This is a genomic window from Shewanella sp. Pdp11 (assembly GCF_002838165.1).
GTDB lineage: Bacteria > Pseudomonadota > Gammaproteobacteria > Enterobacterales > Shewanellaceae > Shewanella > Shewanella hafniensis.
Window position 1 is genome coordinate 4,449,650 of record NZ_CP015194.1, and the last position, 24,436, is coordinate 4,474,085.

Annotated in this window: 20 protein-coding genes, 1 tRNA gene and 1 pseudogene; 5 read left to right on the forward strand and 17 right to left on the reverse strand. The window is 45.5% G+C overall.

Annotated elements, in window-relative coordinates; genetic code table 11:
* Window positions 1-75 precede the first annotated feature (75 nt).
* The 9 genes from AYJ58_RS19625 to AYJ58_RS19665 form a co-directional block, all read right to left on the reverse strand.
* Entirely contained in the window at window positions 76-1,347 is a 1,272-nt protein-coding gene (locus AYJ58_RS19625; RefSeq protein ID WP_106651379.1) for a DUF1624 domain-containing protein, read from the reverse strand.
* On the reverse strand, window positions 1,337-3,484 hold the full coding sequence (locus AYJ58_RS19630) for a TonB-dependent siderophore receptor (RefSeq protein WP_106651879.1): 2,148 nt from the start codon (window positions 3,482-3,484) through the stop codon (window positions 1,337-1,339). Before AYJ58_RS19630 ends, AYJ58_RS19625 begins: the two co-directional genes overlap by 11 nt.
* Window positions 3,485-3,569: 85 nt before the next feature.
* The gene (locus AYJ58_RS19635; protein ID WP_106651380.1) at window positions 3,570-3,860 is read right to left on the reverse strand and encodes a DUF2607 family protein; all 291 of its coding nucleotides are present in this window, start codon (window positions 3,858-3,860) and stop codon (window positions 3,570-3,572) included.
* Between the two features lie 464 nt (window positions 3,861-4,324).
* Window positions 4,325-5,344 (reverse strand): siderophore ABC transporter substrate-binding protein, encoded by a 1,020-nt coding sequence (locus tag AYJ58_RS19640; protein WP_106651381.1) that lies wholly within the window; start codon window positions 5,342-5,344, stop codon window positions 4,325-4,327.
* Window positions 5,341-6,123 (reverse strand): iron ABC transporter ATP-binding protein, encoded by a 783-nt coding sequence (locus AYJ58_RS19645; protein WP_106651382.1) that lies wholly within the window; start codon window positions 6,121-6,123, stop codon window positions 5,341-5,343. The genes AYJ58_RS19640 and AYJ58_RS19645 overlap by 4 nt, the downstream gene beginning before the upstream one ends.
* Window positions 6,120-7,070, reverse strand: coding sequence for an iron chelate uptake ABC transporter family permease subunit (locus tag AYJ58_RS19650; RefSeq protein WP_106651383.1), 951 nt, complete (start codon window positions 7,068-7,070; stop codon window positions 6,120-6,122). Before AYJ58_RS19650 ends, AYJ58_RS19645 begins: the two co-directional genes overlap by 4 nt.
* Window positions 7,067-8,008, reverse strand: coding sequence for an ABC transporter permease (locus AYJ58_RS19655; protein WP_106651384.1), 942 nt, complete (start codon window positions 8,006-8,008; stop codon window positions 7,067-7,069). Before AYJ58_RS19655 ends, AYJ58_RS19650 begins: the two co-directional genes overlap by 4 nt.
* Window positions 8,009-8,080: 72 nt before the next feature.
* On the reverse strand, window positions 8,081-8,791 hold the full coding sequence (locus AYJ58_RS19660; RefSeq protein ID WP_106651385.1) for a TetR/AcrR family transcriptional regulator: 711 nt from the start codon (window positions 8,789-8,791) through the stop codon (window positions 8,081-8,083).
* A 92-nt stretch (window positions 8,792-8,883) separates the two neighbouring features.
* Window positions 8,884-11,001 carry a TonB-dependent receptor gene (locus tag AYJ58_RS19665; protein WP_106651386.1) on the reverse strand — a complete coding sequence of 706 codons (2,118 nt, stop codon included), beginning with the start codon at window positions 10,999-11,001 and terminating at the stop codon, window positions 8,884-8,886.
* 319 nt (window positions 11,002-11,320) lie between these two features.
* On the opposite strand from AYJ58_RS19665, the gene AYJ58_RS19670 reads away from it, so the two are divergent.
* Window positions 11,321-12,922, forward strand: coding sequence for an ATP-binding cassette domain-containing protein (locus tag AYJ58_RS19670; RefSeq protein WP_106651387.1), 1,602 nt, complete (start codon window positions 11,321-11,323; stop codon window positions 12,920-12,922).
* Entirely contained in the window at window positions 12,919-14,496 is a 1,578-nt protein-coding gene (locus tag AYJ58_RS19675) for an ATP-binding cassette domain-containing protein (protein WP_106651388.1), read from the forward strand. Before AYJ58_RS19670 ends, AYJ58_RS19675 begins: the two co-directional genes overlap by 4 nt.
* A gap of 286 nt (window positions 14,497-14,782) precedes the next feature.
* On the opposite strand, the gene AYJ58_RS19680 is transcribed toward AYJ58_RS19675, so the two are convergent.
* Together AYJ58_RS19680 and AYJ58_RS19685 are read right to left on the reverse strand one after the other, a co-directional pair.
* Window positions 14,783-16,192 (reverse strand): ammonia-forming cytochrome c nitrite reductase subunit c552, encoded by a 1,410-nt coding sequence (locus tag AYJ58_RS19680; RefSeq protein WP_106651389.1) that lies wholly within the window; start codon window positions 16,190-16,192, stop codon window positions 14,783-14,785.
* Window positions 16,176-17,387: an NnrS family protein gene (locus AYJ58_RS19685; protein ID WP_106651390.1), complete on the reverse strand. Its 1,212-nt coding sequence runs from the start codon at window positions 17,385-17,387 to the stop codon at window positions 16,176-16,178. Before AYJ58_RS19685 ends, AYJ58_RS19680 begins: the two co-directional genes overlap by 17 nt.
* Before the next feature lie 374 nt (window positions 17,388-17,761).
* On the opposite strand from AYJ58_RS19685, the pseudogene AYJ58_RS22260 reads away from it, so the two are divergent.
* Window positions 17,762-17,985: pseudogene (locus tag AYJ58_RS22260) on the forward strand (hypothetical protein); the annotation flags it as partial.
* Between the two features lie 72 nt (window positions 17,986-18,057).
* Here the strand turns inward: AYJ58_RS22260 and AYJ58_RS19695 are convergent.
* Window positions 18,058-18,134: transfer RNA gene (locus AYJ58_RS19695), tRNA-Trp, on the reverse strand.
* Between the two features lie 368 nt (window positions 18,135-18,502).
* Between AYJ58_RS19695 and AYJ58_RS19700 the strand changes: the two genes are divergently transcribed.
* Window positions 18,503-18,841, forward strand: a complete 339-nt coding sequence (locus AYJ58_RS19700; protein WP_106651392.1) for a PBPRA1643 family SWIM/SEC-C metal-binding motif protein — start codon at window positions 18,503-18,505, stop codon at window positions 18,839-18,841.
* A 101-nt stretch (window positions 18,842-18,942) separates the two neighbouring features.
* On the opposite strand, the gene AYJ58_RS19705 is transcribed toward AYJ58_RS19700, so the two are convergent.
* From AYJ58_RS19705 to AYJ58_RS19715, 4 genes are read right to left on the reverse strand one after another with little or no spacing between them, the layout of a single operon-like run.
* Complete coding sequence (locus AYJ58_RS19705; protein WP_106651393.1) at window positions 18,943-19,902, reverse strand: hypothetical protein; 960 nt, start codon at window positions 19,900-19,902, stop codon at window positions 18,943-18,945.
* A gap of 46 nt (window positions 19,903-19,948) precedes the next feature.
* A complete protein-coding gene (locus tag AYJ58_RS21985) occupies window positions 19,949-20,107 on the reverse strand; it encodes a hypothetical protein (protein ID WP_198555528.1) in 159 nt (52 codons plus the stop codon).
* Window positions 20,104-21,036, reverse strand: coding sequence for a 3'-5' exonuclease (locus tag AYJ58_RS19710; protein WP_106651394.1), 933 nt, complete (start codon window positions 21,034-21,036; stop codon window positions 20,104-20,106). Before AYJ58_RS19710 ends, AYJ58_RS21985 begins: the two co-directional genes overlap by 4 nt.
* A 48-nt stretch (window positions 21,037-21,084) precedes the next feature.
* On the reverse strand, window positions 21,085-22,020 hold the full coding sequence (locus AYJ58_RS19715) for a DUF808 domain-containing protein (RefSeq protein WP_106651395.1): 936 nt from the start codon (window positions 22,018-22,020) through the stop codon (window positions 21,085-21,087).
* Window positions 22,021-22,259: 239 nt separating this feature from the next.
* Between AYJ58_RS19715 and rpiA the strand changes: the two genes are divergently transcribed.
* Window positions 22,260-22,922 carry a ribose-5-phosphate isomerase RpiA gene (rpiA, locus tag AYJ58_RS19720; RefSeq protein ID WP_106651396.1) on the forward strand — a complete coding sequence of 221 codons (663 nt, stop codon included), beginning with the start codon at window positions 22,260-22,262 and terminating at the stop codon, window positions 22,920-22,922.
* 255 nt (window positions 22,923-23,177) lie between these two features.
* On the opposite strand, the gene AYJ58_RS19725 is transcribed toward rpiA, so the two are convergent.
* Window positions 23,178-24,368 (reverse strand): class I SAM-dependent rRNA methyltransferase, encoded by a 1,191-nt coding sequence (locus AYJ58_RS19725; RefSeq protein ID WP_106651397.1) that lies wholly within the window; start codon window positions 24,366-24,368, stop codon window positions 23,178-23,180.
* Window positions 24,369-24,436: the final 68 nt, after the last annotated feature.

Consider the following 24,436-nt stretch of genomic DNA (forward strand, 5'->3'; position numbering starts at 1 on the left):
TTTTATTTAAAGCGACATGACTCAGGTTTAAAAGTACTTAGGTTTAGAAGCGCTTAAATTTAGAAACTTTTTAATTTAGAGGTACTTAATCCAAGCCTGAGTACTGTGCTTTTTATATTCGCTAAACCACTTAACGGGATAATACAGCGCGATAACTAATACGCCCGTGATGAACCAAATCCATCCCATACTATTCACCCCAAAGTACTCACCATGGTTTGCGCCAAAGATGAATTTCGCTAAGCGATAAAGCAGTAACAGAACGTACAAATGTAAGATATAGAAGAACATAGGGACTGAGCCAAACACAGATAACCCATGGCCGACTCGCGCTAATCTCCCTCCAACTTTGCCACTTGATGCAAAATACCGCTCAAACGCCACTAAGCTAAAGAACATGCCGCCTAAGGTCACCAGTAAAAAGCTTAATGATGGTGGGTATTTGGTTAAGTTGAATACCGACATTAAGGTTTCACCCAAGTGTGCCCCCGCCTGCCAAGGCAAGGTTTCGCCATAGAGGTTAAACCCGCGTAGCACAACAAAAAGTCCCCAACAGCTTAGCCCTAACTGCAACAGTGTTTGCTGGCGCTGCGAGGCTTCAAGCAGATTACTATTCAGTTTTTGACTGAAAATGGGCCCAGCCACATAACCTAGTAAAATCACGCCCATCCAAGGCAGCGCGGGATAACTCACTTTGATCTTAAGCGCCCCTTCACTGACAAGATATCCGCGGTCGTGCAATAGGGTCCACAGGCTATAAGCCCATTCACTCGGCTGAAAACCAATTGGCGTCAACAGATTATGGCCAAAAACAATCGCAAAGCCTAAAAGTGCCATCCAAGCTCTAGGCAGATTTATCAGCGCCGCCAGCGTTAACATGCTCAGGCCGATCACCCAAATGACCTGCAACCAAAGCGTGTGGTAGTTACCCATCCAAGAGATGTTAATCACTACAATTTCGAGCGCGATTAAAAACAAACCACGTTTAATCAAAAACGCCCGCGCTGAACGCGGCTCGCCATGACTGCGATTGGCATAAAGCCATGCAGAAACCCCAGTTAGAAACACAAATACTGGCGCACAAAAATGCGCGGCAAAGCGGCTTAGAAACAGTCCCCAAGAGGTCGAACTCAAATCCATAGGGTCGCTCACCTGCATATGCAGGAAAAACCGTTCCCGCACATGGTCGAGCAGCATGATGAGCATCACCAGGCCGCGCATCATATCGATACTATTAATACGGCTTCGGCCAAGTGCCCGATTTGATGATTGTTCCGATACTTGTTCCGATGCTTGTTCCGAAAAATGGACTGACAGCGCAGAATTCGAACTGATATTAGAACTCATAGCTAACACTCACTTTAATACTACGTGGCTCACCCGGCACAGCCCAGAGCGCTGAATAACTGCTGGCGATGTAATCTTCATCCAATATGTTGTCCAGATTGACGCCAAGGATGAAGTTATCGCTCAGGTGAGTATTCATAAACAGTCCAACTAACTGATAAGAAGGCAATTGAAAGCTAGGATCGGCAGAATCACCGAGGCGCGAATCCACATATCGCCAGCTAAGCCCTAAATGACCATCAATAGAAAGCCTATTCAAATCCTGTTTCAGAATCACACTCGCGGTATGTTTGGGCACATTCACCAATGGACTTCCCGCAGGGATAAGCACGCCCCAGTCGGGATTCAAACTGTCATTGGCGGTACGGGTATTTAAATAGGCGTAGGATAATTTTGCTTGTAAATCCTCCGTCAGCTCGGCGGCTACATCGAGTTCAACCCCGCTACTTTTGGCTTTACCTAAGGTGGCAGAAAAACCAACATTGATAGGATCTGAGGTCAAAATATTGCTCTTTTGCGCATCGAACACGGCTAAACTACCGTTTACAGGAAGATCGTTTAGCCAAGTACCATTAAACTTTATTCCTAGTTCAACCGATTTGCTCTCTTCGGCTTCGAAGGGTTTACCCGCAAAGTCAGTTCCCGAAAGCGGTAAAAAGCCTTCAGAATAAGAACTATAGAAACTTAGGGCATCGGACCATAAATACACCAGACCCACTTTGGGGCTAACCCTGCTATCGGTTTGCTCTGATAGCGTGTCTTTCGCGACTTCACTGATATCCTGCTGATAACTATCGAACCTTAACCCAAGATGCAGCTTCCACTTTTCAGTGAGATCCATTTGATCTTGCAGGTAAGTTCCCCACGCCTTTTGAGTTTCGTTATTCTCATACAGCAAACTCACCTCTGGCTGAGGCCCGCCGTATTGAGGCGCATAAATATCGATGGCATATTCACCTTTTTTGCCACGATAGCGATACAACCCCGTCTTTAAACTGTAGTGATAAGCATCTGCGCCGAGCAGCAAATTGTGGCGAATAAAACCGGTATCCATATGGCCACTTAACTCTAGGCGTAGTGAATTATCCTCGGAGGCATAATCCCGATATCTGTGCTGTCGGGTCAGCGTACGGCCATCATCAAATAGCGATTGTCGCCCCTTGGCCAACTCAGCATCGGACGAATAGCCCTTTAAACTAGAATCACGATAGTTGTAGCCCGCGGTTAATGACCAATCATCATTTAATTCATAGTCATAGGTCAGCTGGTGCCCAGTAGCATTCACCACAGTTGCGCCATCATTAGGCTCACCTAAATAACGCGAGCGTGGCACTGTATTGATATCGTTATTGAGCACTATAATGCCGCGATCGAATAGCTGTTCCTGCTTGAGGTATTCCATTTCATAAAGTAACGAGGCTTTATCGGAAATCTGCCAACGCACTGACGGCGTGACGATTTTTTTATCGCTGAACACATAATCACGAAAACTATCGTATTCCTGCCACGCGCCATTAATCCGAAATGCCAAGTTGTCGGTTAAACCTGAGGTTACATCTCCTTCTAATCGATATTGATCGAAACTTCCTACCGACGCCTTTAAGTAGCCACTGGTTTCATATTGGGGTTTCTTCGTCACGATATTGACCGTACCACCGGGCTCAGAGCGGCCATAAAGCGCCGAACCAGGGCCTTTTAAGATCTCAACATAGGCGACATTCGATAAATCTCTATGACCACTAAAACCTCGGCCACCATTAAAGCCATTGATTAGATAGCCCGATGGCATGTTCTCGTTACCCGGAAAACCGCGCAGGGAAAAGCTATCCCATAAACCGCCGCCATTGTTTTGCCGCGCTACACTGGCGGAATAATCCAGCACATCTTGAAACCGCGTCAGCCCCGCGTCTTTGATCAATTGCTCATCTAACACACTGATCGCTTGGGGAAGTTCAGTTGCTGACACATTGCCACGGTAAGCTTGGCGATAGTGGATACTTAAACGTTCAATGTCAGTCTCTGCGATAGGATCACCAGATTGAGCATCCTCCGCAGCCAGCAGCATTGAAATAGGATTGAGTGCAACCAAGGCACCCAGCAAAAGCGCAGCGCGCTTGGGAATATAAAAAGAGGTCATTTTCACTCCGAAAATAAACAGCATCGACGCCTTCGCTAAGCCAAGGCGCTCAAAGTTAATTAAGATAAATTGAATAAACAGTAACTTATGCTGTTATGGGCGGAGCACGACTATTGAAGAAACGACTAAAAGGTCGTTTAAAGGAAATAGCTTGGAACTCAACCGAGATATAACTCTGTTGAGTGAGTTGGAAATGAAAGGGCGTACTGGTTATCGCATGTTGCAACTGGTGCTGATGTAAGCACAGCGAACAATGGGACTTAGGGTCTTCGTTAGCATGGGAAATACTGTGAACAGCAATGGCCACAGACAATAGCACCAACATGGCAGTAAGCCATATCGCTAGGGTGCGTCTTGTTTGCATCACACTATTCAAACCCTACTTCCTCACATAATTTGGCAGGCGATTGTATGTTAAGCACAACTAAAGTTGCAAACCGATTTACCTAAGCCACAGTGCTTAAATGTTACAAGAGGTATACGGCAGTTTTATGAGAAACAGCATTTGTGAGAAAAAGCGATAACCGCGAATGAATAGAGAGGGCGCTAAATATATCGAGGCTAAATGGCAGATAAAAGAAAACGGCTCGCATATTTCTATGCAAGCCGTTGTTTTATTTGGCAGGGGTGGCAGGACTCGAACCCGCAACCATCGGTTTTGGAGTCCAGACGTAAACAATCGAATATCAAGTCTTTATCCTGTTACTTAGAAAAAGACACTGAGAGAAAAATAAAATAACCCTATGATTTAATTAATTTAAAATTTTACTTTTCTAACAAGTTTATTCACTATTTTGACTAAATAACGCATTTATCTAGTGAATCATTAGCTGGTGTAAGTCAACGACTTACGGCCAGCGACTCCTTTACATAGCCCTTTAATACATCATCAATAATGATGTTAAGGGATGTTATTCCGGCCCCTGTGATATACCAAGCCTCAGGATCTACAAAGATGATATTCCCCGTCTTCCAAGCATTAGTCTCACGCAAGAGAGGGTTATCTATGGACTGTTTATCCAATACGGGGCTTCGCTCCATGACTGCGGTTCTATCTACCACGTAAATGATGTCAGGATTGTTTTCAAGAATGAACTCGCTTGACACGGGTTGGCCGTGCAATCCCATCTGCTCTGATAAGCTAGCGGGTTTAACCCCTAGCCCACTGTAAATGAACCCATACCGAGAACGAATACCTAAGAATCGAAAAGCACCATTATTATGTAGCACCACGAGTGCTTTCTCAGGCCTATCCTGAATAACCTTTCTGGCATTTTGGAGCTTACTTTCCAGTTCATCCACTTTATGTTTTGCCAAGGCTTGCTTATCAAATACTTTCCCCAGCACCAACAAGTGTTGTTTGACTATATCAAAGTAATCGCTGTTGCTGTCTTGATAATCAATATCCAAATGAATGGTCGGAGCCAAATTCGAAAGCGCCTGATAATGATTTGCCTGAATAGATGACATCAACACGAGATCTGGTTTGAGAGCGTAAATACGTTCCATATTGGGCTGAACTATGGCGCCTAAATCAACGATATCATTGTTGTTGCTATAGTCCTGCAGGTAGTAAGGAACAAAATCCTTTGGCATGCCGATAATGGGAATATCTAGCTGTTCGAGATAATCGACTTCATTCATATCGAGGGCCGCAACGCGTACAGGGCGTTTTGTAATAACAGTAGTGCCCAACTTATGGGTTATTTCAACAGGTGTAAAACTTGACTCGCTAGTATCAGACGTTGCAAGAATCGTCTTCTGTACTGGCTCGCTTTTATTGTCGCAGGCCAGCAAAAAAGCCGAGCTAAATAACAGAATCGCCATCACTTTAATACCGCTTTTACATTTCGACGTCACTTGTATTCTCCTTGTAAGTTGAAGTTGAAATAGTTACAAACTGTTCCTTGGCTCGTTTTCAGCACTTCAAGATCCAGTTCGTACAGTGCTTTTAATCTTTGTGCTGTAACAACCTCCTCAACGGGTCCTTCGCAATGCACAGCGCCTTGCTTCATGCCGACAATATAGTCGGAGTAATTAGCCGCAAAATTGATATCGTGAACCACTAACACTACCGTTCTCTTGAAGTCGTCACACAGATGGCGAAGCGCCCGCATTATGCTAACGGCATGCTTCATATCAAGATTATTGAGCGGTTCATCTAACAATAAATAATCTGTTTGCTGTGCAATCGCCATTGCCAGAAAGGCCATTTGGCGTTGTCCGCCGCTAAGCTCATCGATAAATGCATTAGCTAATGACTGTAAGGCTAAAAACGACAGAGCTTCATCAATGGCACAATGATCTGCCTTTGTGAGTGTGCCTCGACTATAGGGAAAGCGACCAAATGCCACTAACTCCCTGACCGTCAGGCGTAAATTGAGGCTGTTAAACTGACGCATAGTTGCCACTTGCTTGGCGTAATCCTTCAGGGGAATGTTGTGGATAGCAGTACCTTTGAGTAATACCTCGCCCTGCTGGATATTCAGTAGCCGACCAATCGACATCAATAAGGTACTTTTGCCGGCGCCGTTGGGGCCAATGAGTGATGTAATCTGATGCTCGGGAAATTGCGTGGTAACATTTTTAAGCACAGGTTTCGCGCCATAAGAATGATGTAAGTTATTGACGGTAATCACACTGCGCTCCGAGGTTTAAGAATTAATACAAAAAAATAGGCACCACAAAATAAGTTAATTAACAGCCCAACACTGGTTTGATAATTAAACAGGTGCTCAACAAGTATTTGTGCGATCAGAAAAACTGAGATAGCAACGGCGCATCCTGTTATCAAGGTAAATGAGTGCGACGGATGCCTTGCCAGTGTATAGGCCATATTCGCGACAAATATCCCCATAAAGGCCGTAGGCCCTACTAAGCTGGTTGATATTGCGACCAATACCGCGATAAGGCCTAATAACAGGCGGACCACTTTTTGATAATCAATACCGAGAGAAATTGCTTGCTCTCGCCCCATCAGTAATACATCGAGCACAGTTCGCGATCTCCAAGCGACAATACACACGACACCGACAAGCACTAAAGAAATAAGTAATTGCTCTGGTTGAGCGCGGTTGAACGACGCTAGGCTATAGCTCTGGAAAATTGAAAATTCACCAGGACTGATAGAGTATTGGATTAACTGAGTAAAACTGCCTAACACCACAGTGAGTACTAAGCCAACAAGCAGTAGGAAGAACACATCATGTCGATCTCCGCTAAATAGCCAGCGGTGAATCGCCATTGAGTAAAGCAACATCACCACAACTGAAACAAAGAAATTGCTGTTAGCGGTGATCAAAATACTGCTGCCCGTTCCTAAGATAAGGATCAACAGTGCCTGCAAAATCAAGTAAACCCCTTCATACCCCATGATAGATGGCGTTAAAATTCGATTTCCGGCTAAGGTCTGAAACAGTATCGAGGAAAACGCAATACAGACACCACCAAGGCAAATTGTACCCAAACGTACCAATCGATTAGGTATGACATAGTCAAAATCAAAACCTGAGCCCATCAATAAAAATGTGACTGCTAATATTACAAGCAGCCCCCAGCTCAAAAAATGCCACGCACAGTTTTTCATTTGATTTTCCAAACGATAACTAAAAAGATGAGCCCGCCTAAACAGCTTGCCGTTAGACCTATAGGAATTTCAAACGGATATAAAATAAGCCGGCCAAGTAGGTCACAGATAATCAATAGCGTTGCGCCAGCAAAGGCGATAATAGGCAAAGTGCGTTTTAAATTATCGCCGTAACGCATAGCGACAAGGTTAGGAATAATTAAACCAATAAATGGAATACTCCCGACTGTGATCACTGTGGTGGCTATGGTCAGGGAAACCAGTACTAACCCTAAGATAACGAGACTGAAATAACTCAGTCCTAGTGTGGTAGCTAAGCCTTCGCCCATTCCTACAATGGTAAAGCGCTGTGCATAAAGATAGGTCAGCATGACTATGGGAAGGATCAGATAGATGATTTCGTAGTTACCTTGCACGACTTTTGAAAAATCACCCAGCATCCATCCCTGCATACTCTGCATCATATTGTTTTGATAGGCATATAGTTCCGCTATCGCACTGAGTACACTGCCAAACATAATGCCAATAATTGGAATGAGCACCGGACTCTTATACCGAATACCACGAATAATCAGAATAAAGGCTAAGCTCGCAAGCAGGCAAAAAACCAAAGCACCTAACATTCTGGCGGTGACACCCATACTTGGAGCATGAATGATTGAAATTAATATGCCTAGTTTGGCGGCATCAAGCCCGCCACAAGTAGCGGGTTCAACAAACTTGTTTTGCACAATCTGCTGCAAAATCACACCACAGACAGCGAGCCCTGCGCCTGAGCAAATCAAGGCAAAAAGCCGCGGAAGACGACTCGCAGATAACACCAACCAGACATCATCCGAGAACGTCAGCATCTGCGTCACAGAGGCATACTTTGCGCCTAGCAGCAATGAGGCAAAACAAAGCACAAAAAAGCACGTCAGTGCATAAACCACCTTCACAAGCTGATACTTCCTATACGCAATAAATCTTGTACTAATCTGCAGCCGCTATGAGGTTTTCATATCGACGCGCTATATTTGAGCCTTATCAGATCCCCCTGCCTTTTGGGCATGGGTTACGGCAATACCTGCTAACACTAAGTCACGTTTTCGCTCCCACCATTTGCGGGCGCCAACCTTCATGATGTCTACCATCGCATTTATCTGCTCAGCTTTATCAGGGAGCTTGGTGGCTTCATCTTCCCAAATTGCGATAATTCGCTCTTTACGCGTTCGGCCATCGGCTTCTGGTTTAGTGGTTGACCACCATCCCAAAAAACACTCCCCCACCATGTCAACTAAGATATCAACGGCAAGCACTGCCTCATCGAGGGAGAAGCCTTTTTGTTGTAGCTTTTCGACCGACTCAGCAAAAGAACGTATACCCGATGATGGGGTAACACTGGCCTGATGAATAGATTCAGCGAGGCCAGGATGACGCTCATAAAGTGTCCAAATGGCATCGGTCAATATGATCAATTCACTCCGCCAATCTGTGGCTGCTGGCGCTCGCCAGTCCAGCTCATTAATTGCAAGCTCAGCGGCAATGGAGATAACGTCATTTCGACCTGCTACGTGATGGTAGAGGGACGAATGATCGACCTTTAAATGCGTCGCTATAGCTGGAATAGTCGCTTGATCAACCCCAATCTCCAACGCAGCTCTGGCGATAGCCTCACGGGAAATACGGCTAGGTCTGCCACGCTGACGTTTTTGAGTGGGTTGATCCGGTACTTGTGTCATATCGATAAGGTTTCCAAGGCAAAAAAGCCATTCTAACCGCTCTTGCTACCCGCTGCATGGCAATACCCAATACAGCGGGTAGAAGCGAGCCGCTAAAACTTCGCCCTAACGCCTACGCCTATTTCTCGTGGTTCAAGTAAATATGCATCCACGCCTCCGGTACTTCTGTCAGCCATTTTTGCCACAGGAGCACGTTCATCCAGTAAATTGCGCGCATAAACAAAGGCTTCAAAATATTGGTTGATTTGATAGGAAGAATTCAGGTTTACCGTTGTGTAAGACCCCACTCTTAACTCAGGCTCATTGGTATCCGTTGAAAAGTATCCATCCGTATGACGCACATCACCGCTCACTTTAAAGGCGTCGGTAATCGCATAGTCAAACCCAAGATTGAACATATATCCTGGCGCTTTACTAAACTCGTTGCCGACAAACTCCTCGCCACGGTAGTCATTAAATTCACTTATCTCAGTTTCAAGTAAACCCAGCCCACCATATAAGCTAAAACTATCGGCAACTTTAAAGTTCCAATCTAATTCAATGCCATAGCTCTGTGCTTCATCGGCATTAATAATGACAGAACCAAAGGGTCGTCCATCTAGGTAGTCAGTAACTGAACGTTGTGAATCTTTAAAGCGGGTGTAAAAGAGATTGCTATTTATGATCAAGCGTTGTTCAAGCAGATCGATACGGGTAAAAAGTTCATAGTTCCATGCCGACTCGGCATCGAATGTATAATATTCGCCGCCGCGGAAGTTAATGCCTGTGCCCCCAGGAATGTTACCTTCACTGATCATAGCGCCGATTAAGACGTTATCAGTCAGATCATAGGACAGGGCAACCTTAGGTAATAAAGCCGTAAACGTCTCTTCATATTGATGGCGCACGTCTGGGATGTAGCTGGCAATGCCATCGTGGCTAATTTCATCAGACTGATAACGAAGTGCGCTGGTAAATGCCCATTTAGGTGAGAAGCGCCATATAACTTCACCGTAGGGGGCAAAACTGGTATGTCTCAAGTCAGCGTCGGCATTACCAAATACGTTGTTCAGCTTGTTATTCGTTTTATCGTCCCAGTAGAAGACACCGGCAACCCCACTAAACTCTGAACTCTTGTCACCAAAGTTCAGCCTTATATCATTCGAAAAGTTTTCATTATCTCGTTTTGCGATCCCTTGATAAGGTGCGGCGAAGTGATAATCAAACTGCCCTTCTGAATACTGCAGTTGGTTATGCAACTTCATACCATTGTCGAACACATATTCAAGATCAAAAATCCCGACATGATTACTGACTTCTTGATTGTCCTGAAAAATTGAACGATTTTCTAAGTCATCATAGGGTTCTGATACCACCTCATTTCTGGGACGTTTAGCCTCAGTGGAGGAATAAGTGAGCATGGCGGAAAAGTTGCTGTATTTTTCGGGTTCCCATAGCAACTTCGCCCGTAGATTTTGGTTTTTAAACTCAAAATCCAAATCATGGGCTGTAAATTCTGGATTAACGTAATCAACAAAGGTATCTCTAGCACTGTAATCTGCGCTAATTCTTGCGGCAAAGTCATTACTTAGCGCACCAGACGCCATGACCGAAAAGCGCTTCTTATCCCGACTGCCATAAAGTGCTTGCGCTGCAAATTCTGGCGTATAAGTGGGGTTATGGGTATGGATAACTACAGCGCCAGCAATACTGTTGGCTCCTTGACTGGTCGTTTGCGGACCACGATAGACTTCAATAGACGACACATCCCACACGCCTGCGGCGCCTAAATCCAGTTCTGCGGGGCTCAGATATTTACCATCAACACTGATAGTTGCACCCGGCACAGGCTTAGATAAGTAGGCATTACCCGCTGCAACAGGCCCTTTGGTATCCGTACCGCGGATAATGGGCGCATCGGTATTTCCGGCATAAATTAAGTTTGGCGTACCGCCGAGAATTTCAGAAATCGTTGATTGGTCCGCATTTTTCCTCAACTGTTCTTCAGTGATTACCGTCACTGAACTCGCAGTTTCTTTCAACGTTCGCTCGATTTTCTGACCGTAAACGGTGATGACTTCAATGTTTCCCGCTGCATCTTGTTGCTTGGATTGCTTATCTAAAGCAGTTCCACTGTCAGCAATAGTTGAGCCGGAAATAGCGCTCAGCCCCAGCGCAAGAGAACCGATAACCCACTTTGATTGTGGGTAAAACTTACCAAATCGGGGCATGTTTAATAACTCCTTATACGAAAGATTTGTTGCCAATGAGAATGGTTATCAATTATATTATCGCCGTTCAAAACATTTATCAACACCATGTTGATAAATAAAAATGACCGCTTAATATGGTCGCCATCTCATGATGGTTCAATTTTTATGAAACAAGGAATTTGGCTCGTGGATGTTCATTTGCCCATAAAATCTGGCACTCAGACTATTTTTTACTCCGCAATATCAAGACTTCATTACTTAATTTGGCTTGTGCTAAGCACGCATTCCAGACAGAAGCCCGGCCTGATCCACTTCGATTTTTTAGGTGAACATTAAAATGCAGTTACTTTTCAGCCCCCATTCAAAACTAGCTTTGGCCTTACGTCCGATGATTCCCGCACTCACTATCGGAACATTACTAGCGGCTGGTACCGGCGTGATGGCACTAAGCGCACTCTGGTGCGTAATACAGCTTATTGCTGGGTATCATTCATTTTGGTTAGCGGGTGCGCTCATATTTTGGATATTGTCGGCACTGCTTTCTGGTAGCGCCTCTTGGATTAATCACAATGCTGAGGCGCAATTTTCTGGAAGATTAAAGCGTGATGTTGCAGCGCATCTTGTTAGGTTGCCACCAAGTACTTTGGCAAAATATAAGGGCGAAAAGTTAAAGCGATTAATGGTCGATGACATAGCGTCATTGCATCATATGATCGCGCATTTACCCTCAGAGTTAGCGACCTTTATCATTGTCCCTGCCATTACTATCGGTTTGCTGATCTTAAGCGCGGGCCCAGTGTCATTACTTGCCCTTATCCCAGGCCTCGTCGCCGCGCTTTTCTATTTGGTGGTAGTCCCAAGGCTTGCTGCTAAACAGGGTGAAGCACGAGTTAATGTGATGGGAAATATCACTGCTGCAGTGGATGATTACTCGCGTGGTGCACCAGTATTTAGAATTTATGGCGATCAAACTGGCGCAATAGCCGACTACCAAAAGGCAACTAAGCATTTTATTGAGGAGATTATTGAGCGGGTAAGCAAGGTATCCACTTCAGTCGCAGTGGCCACATCACTACTGCAGGCTGTCTGTACTTTTGCCATTGTCTATGCCATCGGGTATGAATGGCCCCCAGAAAACCTTGCTGCCGCCTTGTTCTTCAGTCTGGCCATAGTCACGCCAGCCCTAAAGCTCGGGCATGGGCTTGATTATCTCGCCACGGGCCGCGCTGCTGCTCAGCGACTAACGGATTTTCTTGAGCAGTCGAGAGTCCCTGTTGGTAGCGGTAATATTGAGCTTAATACACCTATGCCGCTCACCCTCACGAATGTTGTGCCTTCACTGTCTATAAGCAATCAATCTGTGCCCATTAACTATCAATTTAGATCTGACAGAGTGACGGCAGTGACAGGGATCAGTGGTGTTGGCAAATCCACATTACTGCGCTTATTAGCGGGCATGGAGCCACTACATGCCGGAGATATTCGACTCGCTGGTATTGCACTCAATAAGTTGGATGAAGCCTCAATTAATCGCGCGATCATGCTATTACCGCAAAGTTCGGGACTACTGGCAACCTCCATCGCCGACAATCTCGCGCTCACCGCACCTGATGCCACGGATGAAGATTACTTAGTGGCATTACACTGCGCGCAATTGGATAAATCCTTAACTACTCATGCAAGCACCTTGTCTGGTGGTGAAATACAACGGGTTAATCTTGCCCGTGTGTTTCTTTCACCCGCTCGCGTGATATTGCTTGATGAACCCACATCGGCCCTAGACAGCGAAACGGCATTTAACGTGTTCACAGCGCTAAGCCATCACGCAAAAACAAACCACAAAACGATTGTAATGATCACCCATGACTTAACGCTTTCTGAGCTGGCGGATGACAAGCTCACACTCAAGCATTATCACATGGAAGGAGAAGGCCAATGATAAATCGTCCCCAAGATTACGCTGCCATAAAACACTTAATACCTGTTGCCTGCGGTTGGGCTGTGGCGGCCATATTGGAAGCCGCATGCTACATTCAACTGGCTTTAGCCATTACTCAGCAGCAATCACCGCAAAAAGTGCTATCGATTGCCGCAATAACCATACTCACCACAATACTGGCTTCGCGTTCAGGTTTTTGGGCTGGCGCAAGGCTGGCCAATGCGCTCTACAGTGCATTAGGCACGACCATGCAACAAGCGAAACTCTCTTGGTTTACACCGAGTGTCAGGACACTACTCATAGAAACTGTCTCTCGGAGTATTCCTGGCTTTATGAGTATTCCGGCACATCAATTTCAGGTATTTATTCATGCACCGCTTATTCCGCTCTGCATTACCTTTGGCATAGGATTGATCGGTGGCATACCACTGGTACTAATGTTGGCTAGCTTGTTGCTGATGTCATTTGTGATTCAGAGTATGGCGCAACGAGCCCTTGCCCGCGCAGATATGGACCGAAACAACACTGAATTGGCTGCAGAGCAGTCAACTCTTGAACTGATCGACCACTTAGAGTTACTGCGCACAGCAGCAGGATATAGCGGCGCAACAACACGGGTGGAGCAAAACTGGCAAACACAAGAAATCGCATTGGAACGAACTAATCGCGCCGCTGCTATAGCAACATTACTGTCGGCTATCGCCAGTTTTTTACCTATTGCAGGCATGGCACTCTACCTGGTGCTATCCGGTATAAACAATACGATAATGCTGCTCGCTGTCTTGATGTTGACCATGCGCGCGGCGGCGCCACTTGAGACTCTCGCCGTGGCGGCAATAAGCATTAATGATCAGTTAGCGGCTATTAAACACTATCGACAAGCGACTCATGCGCCAACGCTCAAAGAGCCAAGCCAAGCGCAACAAAAGACACCGAACAATCATACAATCGAATTGAATAACGTAACATTTCCCCCTGCGGTGCAAAATATCAATGCCACTATCGAATCAGGTGAACGCGTGCTGATTTGTGGCCCGAGCGGTTCAGGTAAAACCAGCTTACTTAAGCTATTGATGCGCTTTGATGATCCCACCCTAGGCCTGATCACTTTGGGCAAGGTGCCGCTCACGTCAGTTCCCGCAACTGAACTTGCCCGCTTTTTCGCCTATGTGCCGCAGGATCCACTCATCTTTACAGGCACCATTGCCAGTAACATTCGTATTGGTAACCCTGATGCCGACGATCAAGCCGTAGATAAAGCGGCACGCCAAGTGGCTCTGGATGAAGTATTAGACAGATCAGAACTGGGCATTTACCAAGAAGTCGGCCTGCAAGGCGCAGGGTTATCGGGAGGGGAACGCCAAAGGCTTGCCTTAGCACGCGCGCTTATCAAAAATGCACCGATTCTGATAATGGATGAGGCCACCACGGCATTGGATGAAGAGACAGAAAAGCGTGTAGCCAAGGCTATTTGCGAACAGAGTTGTACATTGGTTTTAGTTTCGCATCGAAACCAATCACTTTGGCAGCCAACCAAGATAATAGAATTTCATCAATTACTTGCCTCAAAGTAGGATCGGCTTTCTACGCATTAAAAAACTGAATTACAGATATCTGACACAGATTACAGTGATTAATTTGTCGTTACTGACCAACCTATCAATGAGTTATGTACTGCAGCCGAAATGACATGAATCATTTCGGCTGCAGTTATTGCTCGTGCAAAGGAAGATGAGCATCGCTGTAGAACCGACCAAGCCTTGTTGGCATAACGCTCACTGAATCAAAGCATAAATACTCGAACTTCCTCTCGCTTTTGAGCTTTAAAATCCCTCAAATTATCAGCCACCCGCTAATAAACTAATAACCATATTTTGCGACAGGCTGCCAGTTTTTATTAACATCATCTTCAATAAACTTTTGTTTTTCTTTGATTAAATCCGATTCAATTAACCCTATCGCTTGATGGGCCTTTTCCTTAGTACTGATATCTGGATAACTAACTTGAGTCACGTTAAGTTGCTTCAATATTCCAGTGAGCAGATGACGTGCTTCGTTCGCTTGTTCGATAGCTTTATCTAAAAGCTGCTTACCTTCTTGTGGATTATGTGCATACAAACCATGTGAAGACATGGCAAAGTCCCAGCGCCACTGACTGTGTCGTATCGCCATAATTGGCTCATTCATATTCTCCCATTTAGCACCAGCATCCCATGCCGCTTTAGCTTCATAGTGGGCTTTGACGAGCAGAGCTTCAACTTCGCGGGCTTTGGTCTCAATCGTTAATTTATTGGCCGCGAGCTTGGTTTCAATTTTGGTTTTACTACTATGGCAGCCACTGCAACTGTTATCAAAATGCGGTAAGGCTTTATCAACTTTATGACTAGTAAATTCAACACCTTTTGCATCCTGCTGGGTTGGCATATGACAGGTAATGCAAGTGACACCGACTTCGGCATGTTTACTGCGACTCCAGTGTTCAAACTCAGGATGACGTGCTTTGAGTATGGGCGTTTTCGAAAGAGGATGGATCCATTCGAAGAAGCGGCGAGTGTCATAATATTTTTCAATATCGTCGGCTGTGCTGCCAAAAATCCAGGGAATATTAACAACATTACTTTTTTCCGGACGGAAATAGTAAGTGACATGACACTGACCACATACCTGCGCACCTTGCATATCGGTATCTTGTTTATCGAATGGCAGGTGAATTTTAGCCATAGCCTCTTGGGCATGGGGGCGAGGTAAAGTTAACTTATTAGTGCCAGATTCATGGCAATCACTGCAATACACTACGCTTTGGATCTCTTTGCCCAGATCGGTAAAGTTTTTAGCGGAGTATCCTTCAAATCCCAGTTGTTCAATCAATCTAGGGGCATCCGGTGTCTTGCAGGTCCAACAACTGGCGGATAATCCTTTCTCTCCTGCTTTAGGGGGGACACCTGTACGTAAAGTATGCGTCACATCAGCAACGGCAAAATGGTGCCCACGTGGGCTATGGTACTCTTTGGCATAGGAAGATCCTGCCCAGAGTATGATGCTGGCGGGATAATTGGCGAGCATATCTTCGCGTTCAACTTGTTCAGAGGTGGCTTGCCAAGATTGATATTGGTTAGGATATTTTTGTTGATTGCTAGTATCAGAAGCCGCTACGGATGTACATGTAGTTATGGCGAGCAAGCAAATCATTTTTAGCAATGTGACTGTTTTAAAATAAGTTTTCACTTTGTATCCTTTTGTCCTAACATCAATATTAACCTGGGCGCCCATCAATACGGGGGCGAGAAAGTATCGGCAAGTAATGCCATACAAACAGTGCAAATGCGATAAACCAGCAACTGCCAGCCAACCATAACCAGACTTGGGTGTGGGCCGGAAACCAGATGGGCATTAGCGCCCTGAGCAGTGCCGCTAACGGTAGGCAAATAAATGCCAAGATCATCTTAGGGCCCTCATAAATATTTCGACTTGTGTGCCCGAGTGACACTCTGGAAATCATCGAAAGACACAGGGTAGCCATACAACCAATAGCAAATAGGTGAAGCAGACTGCGATAGGCATATTCATTATCGAGATACCAACTCATGGCTAACAGGCTGAGTGGCAACATTAAATAGGCAAGATGCAAGGACCACAGCATAGGTTCTTTCAGTGTTTTATGGGGTAACCAGCGTGCAAATCGGACCAGCTGCAAGAGCCCCGCAATGAGCAGTAAGCCTCGCTCGACTTCCAGAGGTATAAGGTGGATGAGTGATTGAATGACAAGCAAGATCATCGTCAGGATCAGCGGGTATTCAATCCAAGTTAAGGGATCTGCTTTAGTAGCCTTAATGCGCATCGCGGTAAAGAATGGAATGACACGTCCACCGACTATGGTGATAAGTAAGGCTAACCACCATAACATCGCCTGCCAGATCTGGTTGGCAAGAATAAAGTCGCGTTCAAATAAAGCGTAATAGCTGACATTGTTAATCACGAGTGCGGCAAACAACATGATCGGAAAACCAATATTGCGCCATTGCTTCACCTTATAAATGCAGCGCCATAGGGTAAGGCTTGCCATACCAAGGAACAATGAATCAAACACGGCGGGCAAAATGAGCGGAACTTGCATTGGGAGTAAGAGTAATAATCTTGCCAGTAACCAGCAGCTAAAGGTCAATGCGAGTGGCCATCCCTTTAATGTGGGTTGGTTGGTCCAATTTTGAACGGCAGTCAGCAAAAATCCACACACAATTGCCATAGCAAAACCGAACAGCATTTCATGTGGATGCCACCATAGCGGCAATATCTTGCTCCAAAAGGATGAAGGGAAAAAGCTATATTGGGGAGTAAACCAAGTTAATAGCCACAAAGGGATATATAGCGCAGCTAATATTGCTCCCCCAAGGAAAAAAGGTCTAAAGCCTAAGCGCCATAACGCATGAGTACGTTCGGTTTGTGTAGGATCATCAATATTTAGCATAGTTGTTAGCCGAGTAGCAGAACGATGATGAACACACTTAAGATGCATTCAATATATTCCTTATATTGTACTGTTATGACCTTCAATTCAAACTAAATCTTAGATTTTGGAACTAAGATCCCAAAGATGAACAAAAAATAAAGTGTCGTGGAATACTCATTTCTGACGGCTAGTAGGTTTGATCAATGTACTACGGGCTCATGACGGACAAAGGTTCAATGCAGACTTTTACACAGGTAACGGCACAAACAGTCACACGTTGGTAAATTTTAGATGGGATAAATACCGCTTTGATTTAAATAACCGTGGCTTTATCGACCTATCTTATTTCGAACACAGCCAAGACTTTAATAGCACAGGCAGCTCGATTTATAACGGCGATGACAGTTGCAGAGGATTATGTGGTAACTCGCTTTAGCGTCGATTATCAAGCTAAAAACTGGCGGATTAGTGACTTCGCCAACAACCTATTTGATGAACAAGCATTGACAGTAAATGAGCCTACTACCACAGTTATGTGGAGGGTTACGACAGAAAAATGGAAATAGTACCAGCAATGGGTAGCGTTAAAAAATGGCGAGTTATTCAATCCAAGTAAAATCATTTTTTCCGTTTTATTCTACGCAAAAGAAAACGGCTCGCATATTTCTATGCAAGCCGTTGTTTTATTTGGCAGGGGTGGCAGGACTCGAACCCGCAACCATCGGTTTTGGAGACCGCTGTTCTACCAATTGGAACTACACCCCTGTTGACGTGTCGCATTATGCTAAAAGCACTCTCAAAGGTAAAGTACTTTTTATGACAAAACTCATTAACTGAAGGTTTTTCAAACAAGTCAGACGATTACTGTTGAATTAATTACCACTGAGATTAAAAAGTCACCGCATATCGGGCACAATGTTTTAACGGATACATTATCTAGAGAATTAGCCGCCCTAATGTCCTAGCTAGAATCACTGCAGTAAATTCGACAGATATGGTTGTTTCGACAAGTTTTGGACCACTTAATGGCAAAAGCCACACATTTATCGAAAAAAGATCTGAGTTCGATTTATAAAATCGGCGTTTTATAGTATAAGCATCGTCAATTTCATACACTGCTCGACGGAACCAAGATGTCAGACAAATTTTTCTTCAAAGGTCGTAAAACACCTAAGCCAAAGCATGAGAGCTTTGGCTATAACACTAAGCGTGCCGCTAAACCGGGTACAGAAGCTTTCCCTCTGCAATTAATTGTTGCCGATGAAGCGCGTAAACTCGAAGTTGCCGCGATTGTTGCCGAACACCAGCTGTTCGCCAATATCGAAGTCAATGCTGATGTTGCTGAAGATATCCTTGAATTAGAAGGTTTATTGAATAAACCTAAAACGACAACGTTCGAGAAAAAACCAAATCGTAACGAGCCTTGTGCTTGTGGTAGCGGTCAAAAATTCAAGAAGTGCTGCGGCAAGTAAGCGCCTTAATCAGCGAAAAATAGATAGGGACTTTTACTAAGACGTTTTTGTGCGTCGGGAATAGCCCCTTTTCTCTCCCCAATTCTAGTTTCTGCCCAAAGCTAATCTTCCAGCTTTGAGATAAAAATCCGCTGCAAATCGTTATTCCACAGCTGAATAATTTTGCGGGTCTTTTCTTTATTCCAAAAACATTTGCCAAATAAAATCAATCCCGCACCTTCTAGATCGCGTTTATCTTCTATTTCAAATTGCGCTAATAATGGCAGTTTTATCCCATCGATAGGAATGCCGATATCTTTACTGTCGGCGGGATTAAGCCAGCTCATGGTCGGGTCTGTATGGGATATAGTGCCCCAATACATGTGGGGTTTGTTATCAAGCGGGTCGGCATCGGCAAAGTTGACGAACAGGTTCTTCGCCCGCCAACGGTATTTACGCTCACTGTCTGTGTATACCCAGAGATCAGACTTCGCCAGATCAGTACCGCGCAATAAACTGTGCAGTAACTTTTCGAGCCCTTGGCTTGGTACCCGCTTCTCGGTTGTGCACGCCGCAGTGTTAACTTGGTAGTCTGTTTTCGACTCTTGCACTTGAGCGTCCATTGACGGTGCAACAGGTAATGGTGACGACTCAGATACAGAAGATGACTTAGATATTGAAGACGACTTAGACGTCGGCGCTGCCTTACTTGCGGATGACGCAGTGGATGCTTTATTTGCGGAAGAATGGCGGCGAGGCTTGCGGCTGAAATCGATCATCAACGCATCGGCGTCCACCAGCTGTTGCTGCACTTCGATAGCATCTTGTTCCTCGTGGGATTTTTGCGCCGAGGGTTTAAATTCAATGCAATCGGCTTGGTGATAACGCGAGCCGAAACAGGCGGCTTTGCCATCCTTGGAAGCTTTACGGAAATACGCTTTTCCGCCGCATGCAGGGCAACTTAACCATTGTCGTAAGCGCTCGATATCTTCATCGGGTAATTGCTGAAACTTAAAAACACTGTAAGTGGTTCTCGCTGTTAAATGATCCTCTGTTTCGAGTTCACAAATGGCATCTAACATAGCGTTCTCCTTTATTTTTACCTGTTAGCAGATGCTCACAAAATCACTAAGCCCAGGCATTCACCCCTAGGGTGATCATCGCTAGCAGGATCAACATGCCCAGCACGCGGTAAATCAAACCTAAGGTACTGGTGCCCTGCGAACTCATATCCGAGTGTGATGACATGATTTTAACTTTTGGGGCATCTTGGTTTTTGCGCTTCATTCAACCTCCTTGAAATATTTCGCCAAAGGCGCCACTAGACTCAAAGGGATTAACGGCGCGGCTTTTGGAACAGTCGATACACGATAAAAAGGCGTCAGCAGAGTGATTAACGCATTGAAACACTTGAGCGCTGCCAAGGCATCGGCAGCGGCATAATCGATTTGCGCGCCAGATAAAGGCACATGCTGCCAATTCGATAGGGTGATTTTTTTCGGCTTATCAATACGGGTACCCAGCAGAGTCGCCACCAATTGGCGCGTCCCCATCTCCTTATCAGCCCCCAGTTGCGCCAATGCCCAGTTTAAATCCAACTTTGAAGCGACATTGATGCCCCATTGCCGCTTGAGGGCATGCGCATCACTGCGTAATCCAACGCCAACTTTGAGTATGTTTTCATCTTCTAATACGGTTTTTAACTGAGTGAATTGCTCACCTAAAATGGCATGCTGAAATAGATAACAAGCGTCAGCTGTCGCGATTTGGATAAGGCTCAGGGGATATTGTACGCCGCGCTCAAAACTCGCACGGGTTTCAGTATCAAAACCTAAGACTGGCTCGGCCTGTAATCGCGCGACAACCGCATCGAACTCCGACGGCTCAACTACCTCGATGCGGACATGTTGAAATTCAAAAGCTGCTAACGCTGCAAGTTCAATATCATCAATACGTGTAGTCAAAGCGATACGTTGCTGCAGCCACAAATATACCCACTGACGCTGCGCTTGAAGTTGAGTTTTAGCTTTAATCGCATTTTCAGCCTCGGCCGATACCCGCTCACTTTTCAGCGGCTCAGTCGAGGCATTGAGGTTATCAAGATAAGCCGTGCCCGCAGCATCCATTGCTGCAATCAAGCCGTTGGCATCTTTACCTAATTCTTTGCGTAACCAAGCCAACTTACTCGGGGAGATACAGTACTTCATTAACTTCATCGTCGCCCTTCCGTGTTGAGTTAACCCTCGATTGTCGATGCGCGCACCTCACTCGCTACGCAGTTTCTGTATCCCTGTCATCACAGCGAGTGCGACTGCACCAGCAACAACGCCAAATAGGCCATTAAGAATACTTGGTGTCAGTACGGCAAGCACAGGTCCAACAACACCAATGGCAGCAACCGCTTGTTCAGCATGGTGGATTTGCTCGCCGACTAGGTGTAGGCCATGAGTTAAAATCCCACCGCCCACCATAAACATGGCTGCCGTGCCAATAATCGTTAAACTTTTCATTAATACGGGAGCTGCGCTCAATAAACCAAAACCTAATTTACGGTTCATTTGAGTTAATACAGAGGCGCCTTCACGTTGACTCAAGTACAAACCCGCATCATCCATTTTCACAATTGCCGCCACTAAGCCATACACGCCTATGGTCATGACTATCCCAATGACAGCTAACGTAAAAAACTGTGTTGATAGGGATTTGTCCGCCACGATACCAAGGGTAATGGCAATAATTTCCGCCGATAACACAAAGTCGGTACGAATCGCCCCTTTGACTTTTTCGGCCTCGTAGGCGGCGAAATCTTTAATCTCAGGTAACTCACGTTCCTCTTGCGTTTCGCTGTGTGGCTGGCCTTTTCTGTGGCTATAGCTGTGATGCAGTTTTTCAAACCCTTCGTAACATAAAAACAGTCCACCAAACATTAATAAAGGGGTGACAGCCCAGGGAATAAAAGCGCTGATAAGCATTGCTGCTGGCACTAAAATCAACTTATTACGGAATGATCCCTTAGCCACCGCCCACACTACGGGTAATTCACGATCGGCGCTTACGCCCGTCACTTGCTGGGCATTGAGGGCTAAATCATCCCCCAGTACACCCGCGGTTTTCTTTGCCGCTACTTTACTCATTACCGCGACGTCATCCAAAATCGATGCGATATCGTCGAGTAAGGTTAATAAACTCGCTCCTGCCATGCTGAATCCTCAATAAATCATTCTACTTTTGCCATAGTAGCTTAGTTAGATTAGTGACGTATAGCGAAATGCTTTCCAACTTAACTGCTTAAGTTACTTAGGTTATTGGGGCCTCTGACGGATATTGACCAGCCAGCAATCTAGATCACACCCTCGGTGGAATTGCGCCACATTATTTATCGGAAAAGAGTATACTAAGCGCAGAATTTTTTACTCATTTGCCGTTACAGGATGTCAACATGACTCAAGATGAAATGAAAAAAGCTGCCGGTTGGGCCGCACTTAAGTACGTTGAAAAAGACAGCATTGTTGGTGTTGGTACGGGTTCGACTGTGAATCACTTTATCGATGCACTGGCGACCATGAAAGCCGATATCGAAGGTGCAGTCTCTAGCTCTGAGGCATCAACTCAGAAAATGAAAGCGCTGGGTATTCCCGTTTATGACTTAAACAGCGTCGATCGTTTATCTGTCTATGTGGACGGTGCCGATGAAATTAACGACCGTATGGATATGATCAAAGGCGGCGGCGCGGCATTAACTCGCGAGAAAATTGTCGCGGCTGTGGCTGAAAAGTTTATTTGTATCGTGGATAACACTAAGCAAGTCGACATCCTAGGTGAATTTCCACTGCCAGTTGAAGTCATTCCTATGGCGCGCTCTTATGTGGCACGTCAGTTAGTTAAGCTAGGCGGCGATCCTGTGTACCGTGAAGGTGTTGTGACAGATAACGGCAACGTGATCCTCGATGTGTACAATCTTAAGATCCTTAATCCAAAGGAATTGGAAAGTCAGATCAATGAGATAGTCGGTGTCGTCACTAACGGTCTGTTCGCCAAACGCGGCGCAGATGTGTTGTTAGTCGGCACCCCTGATGGCGTAAAAACCTTTAAAGCCGAATAAGTTAAGTATTAAAGCTACATCGCAGTCACAAGGCTGCAGATGTAAAAAACACAGTAAAAATACGCAATAAAAATGCCAGCCACTTTTTTCAAAGGGCTGGCATTTTTTATGGTTTTTTAGGGTTCAATGTTATCTGACTCAGCCAGCTATTCTCTGACTAAACGGCCTATTCTCTAACTAAACCCACATCGCAGACAGCTTATATCAAGCGCTTGGCTTAAGCTATGGCGACTATCGACCAAGCTCTGGCGACTCTTACCAAGCTCTGGCGACTAAACCTTTTAAGTAGAATCCCTCTGGGAAGGCGCTACCTATGGGGTGATCGCTCGCTTGACTTAAGCGTTCGATAAACTGGATTTCACGTTTCGCATCGAGCGCGGCATCGGCCACGATTTTTTGGAATAGATCCGCAGGCATTAATCCCGAGCAAGAGAAGGTCAATAACACGCCGCCCGGATTCAACAACTGCAATGCAATCATGTTGATGTCTTTATAACCACGGCAAGCCCCGTTTAACTGCGCCTTATTATCGGCAAACTTAGGCGGGTCGAGTACGATCACATCGAAGGTCTTGCCCTCATCACGGTATTGGCGCAGCAACTTGAACACATCGGCTTCATTGTAATGCACATTGTCATCACTCAAACCGTTCACTTGCATGTTTTGGCGCGCCGTCGCTAATGCTAAAGAAGACACATCGACATTTTCTATGCTGGCGGCGCCCGCTTTGGCGGCGTACAAACCGAAGGTGCCCGTGTAGCAAAAACAGTTCAATACCGATTTATCTTTCACAAAACGGGCAGCAATGGCGCGGTTATCCCGTTGATCGAGATAGAAACCTGTCTTATGGCCTTTAATCACATCGACGGCGATCTTGATGCCGTTTTCTTCGATAATCACTGGCATTTCAGGCAGAGTGCCATGCAGCAAACCCGTCACAGGTAGCAGGCCTTCTTTCTTACGGGAATCCACATCGGAACGCTCATAGATAGCACAATCAGGATATTGCTCGGCCAATAACTCAACTAAGGTGTCGCGCCATAAATCAGCACCTGTGCTCAGTAACTGGCACACCAGCACATTGGCGTATCTGTCGATGGTGATCCCAGGTAAACCATCGGACTCGGCGGCCACTAAACGATAGCCCGTTAAGCCTTGCTCGCGGATCAGATCGTTACGGCCGATTTGCGCCCGCTGCAAACGTCTGGCAAAAAACGCGCGATCAATTTCTTCTTCGCGATCAAAAGTCCAAATCCGCACTTGGATTTGCGACTCAGGCGACCAAGCACCACGACCTAACCAATGACCATCATGGGCGACCACATCGACGGTCTCACCCGCTTCAGGTTTTCCTTTAATGTTATGAATAGCATTGGAAAATACCCAAGGATGGCGACGCTCGAGTGACTTCTCGCGGCCGGGTTTAAGTTTGATTCTGATAGCCATAGTTGCCTTTAAAAATAGTGCCGCCACTAAAAAAGGGCTGCAGTCTAAAAAATGGGAAACGGATGATA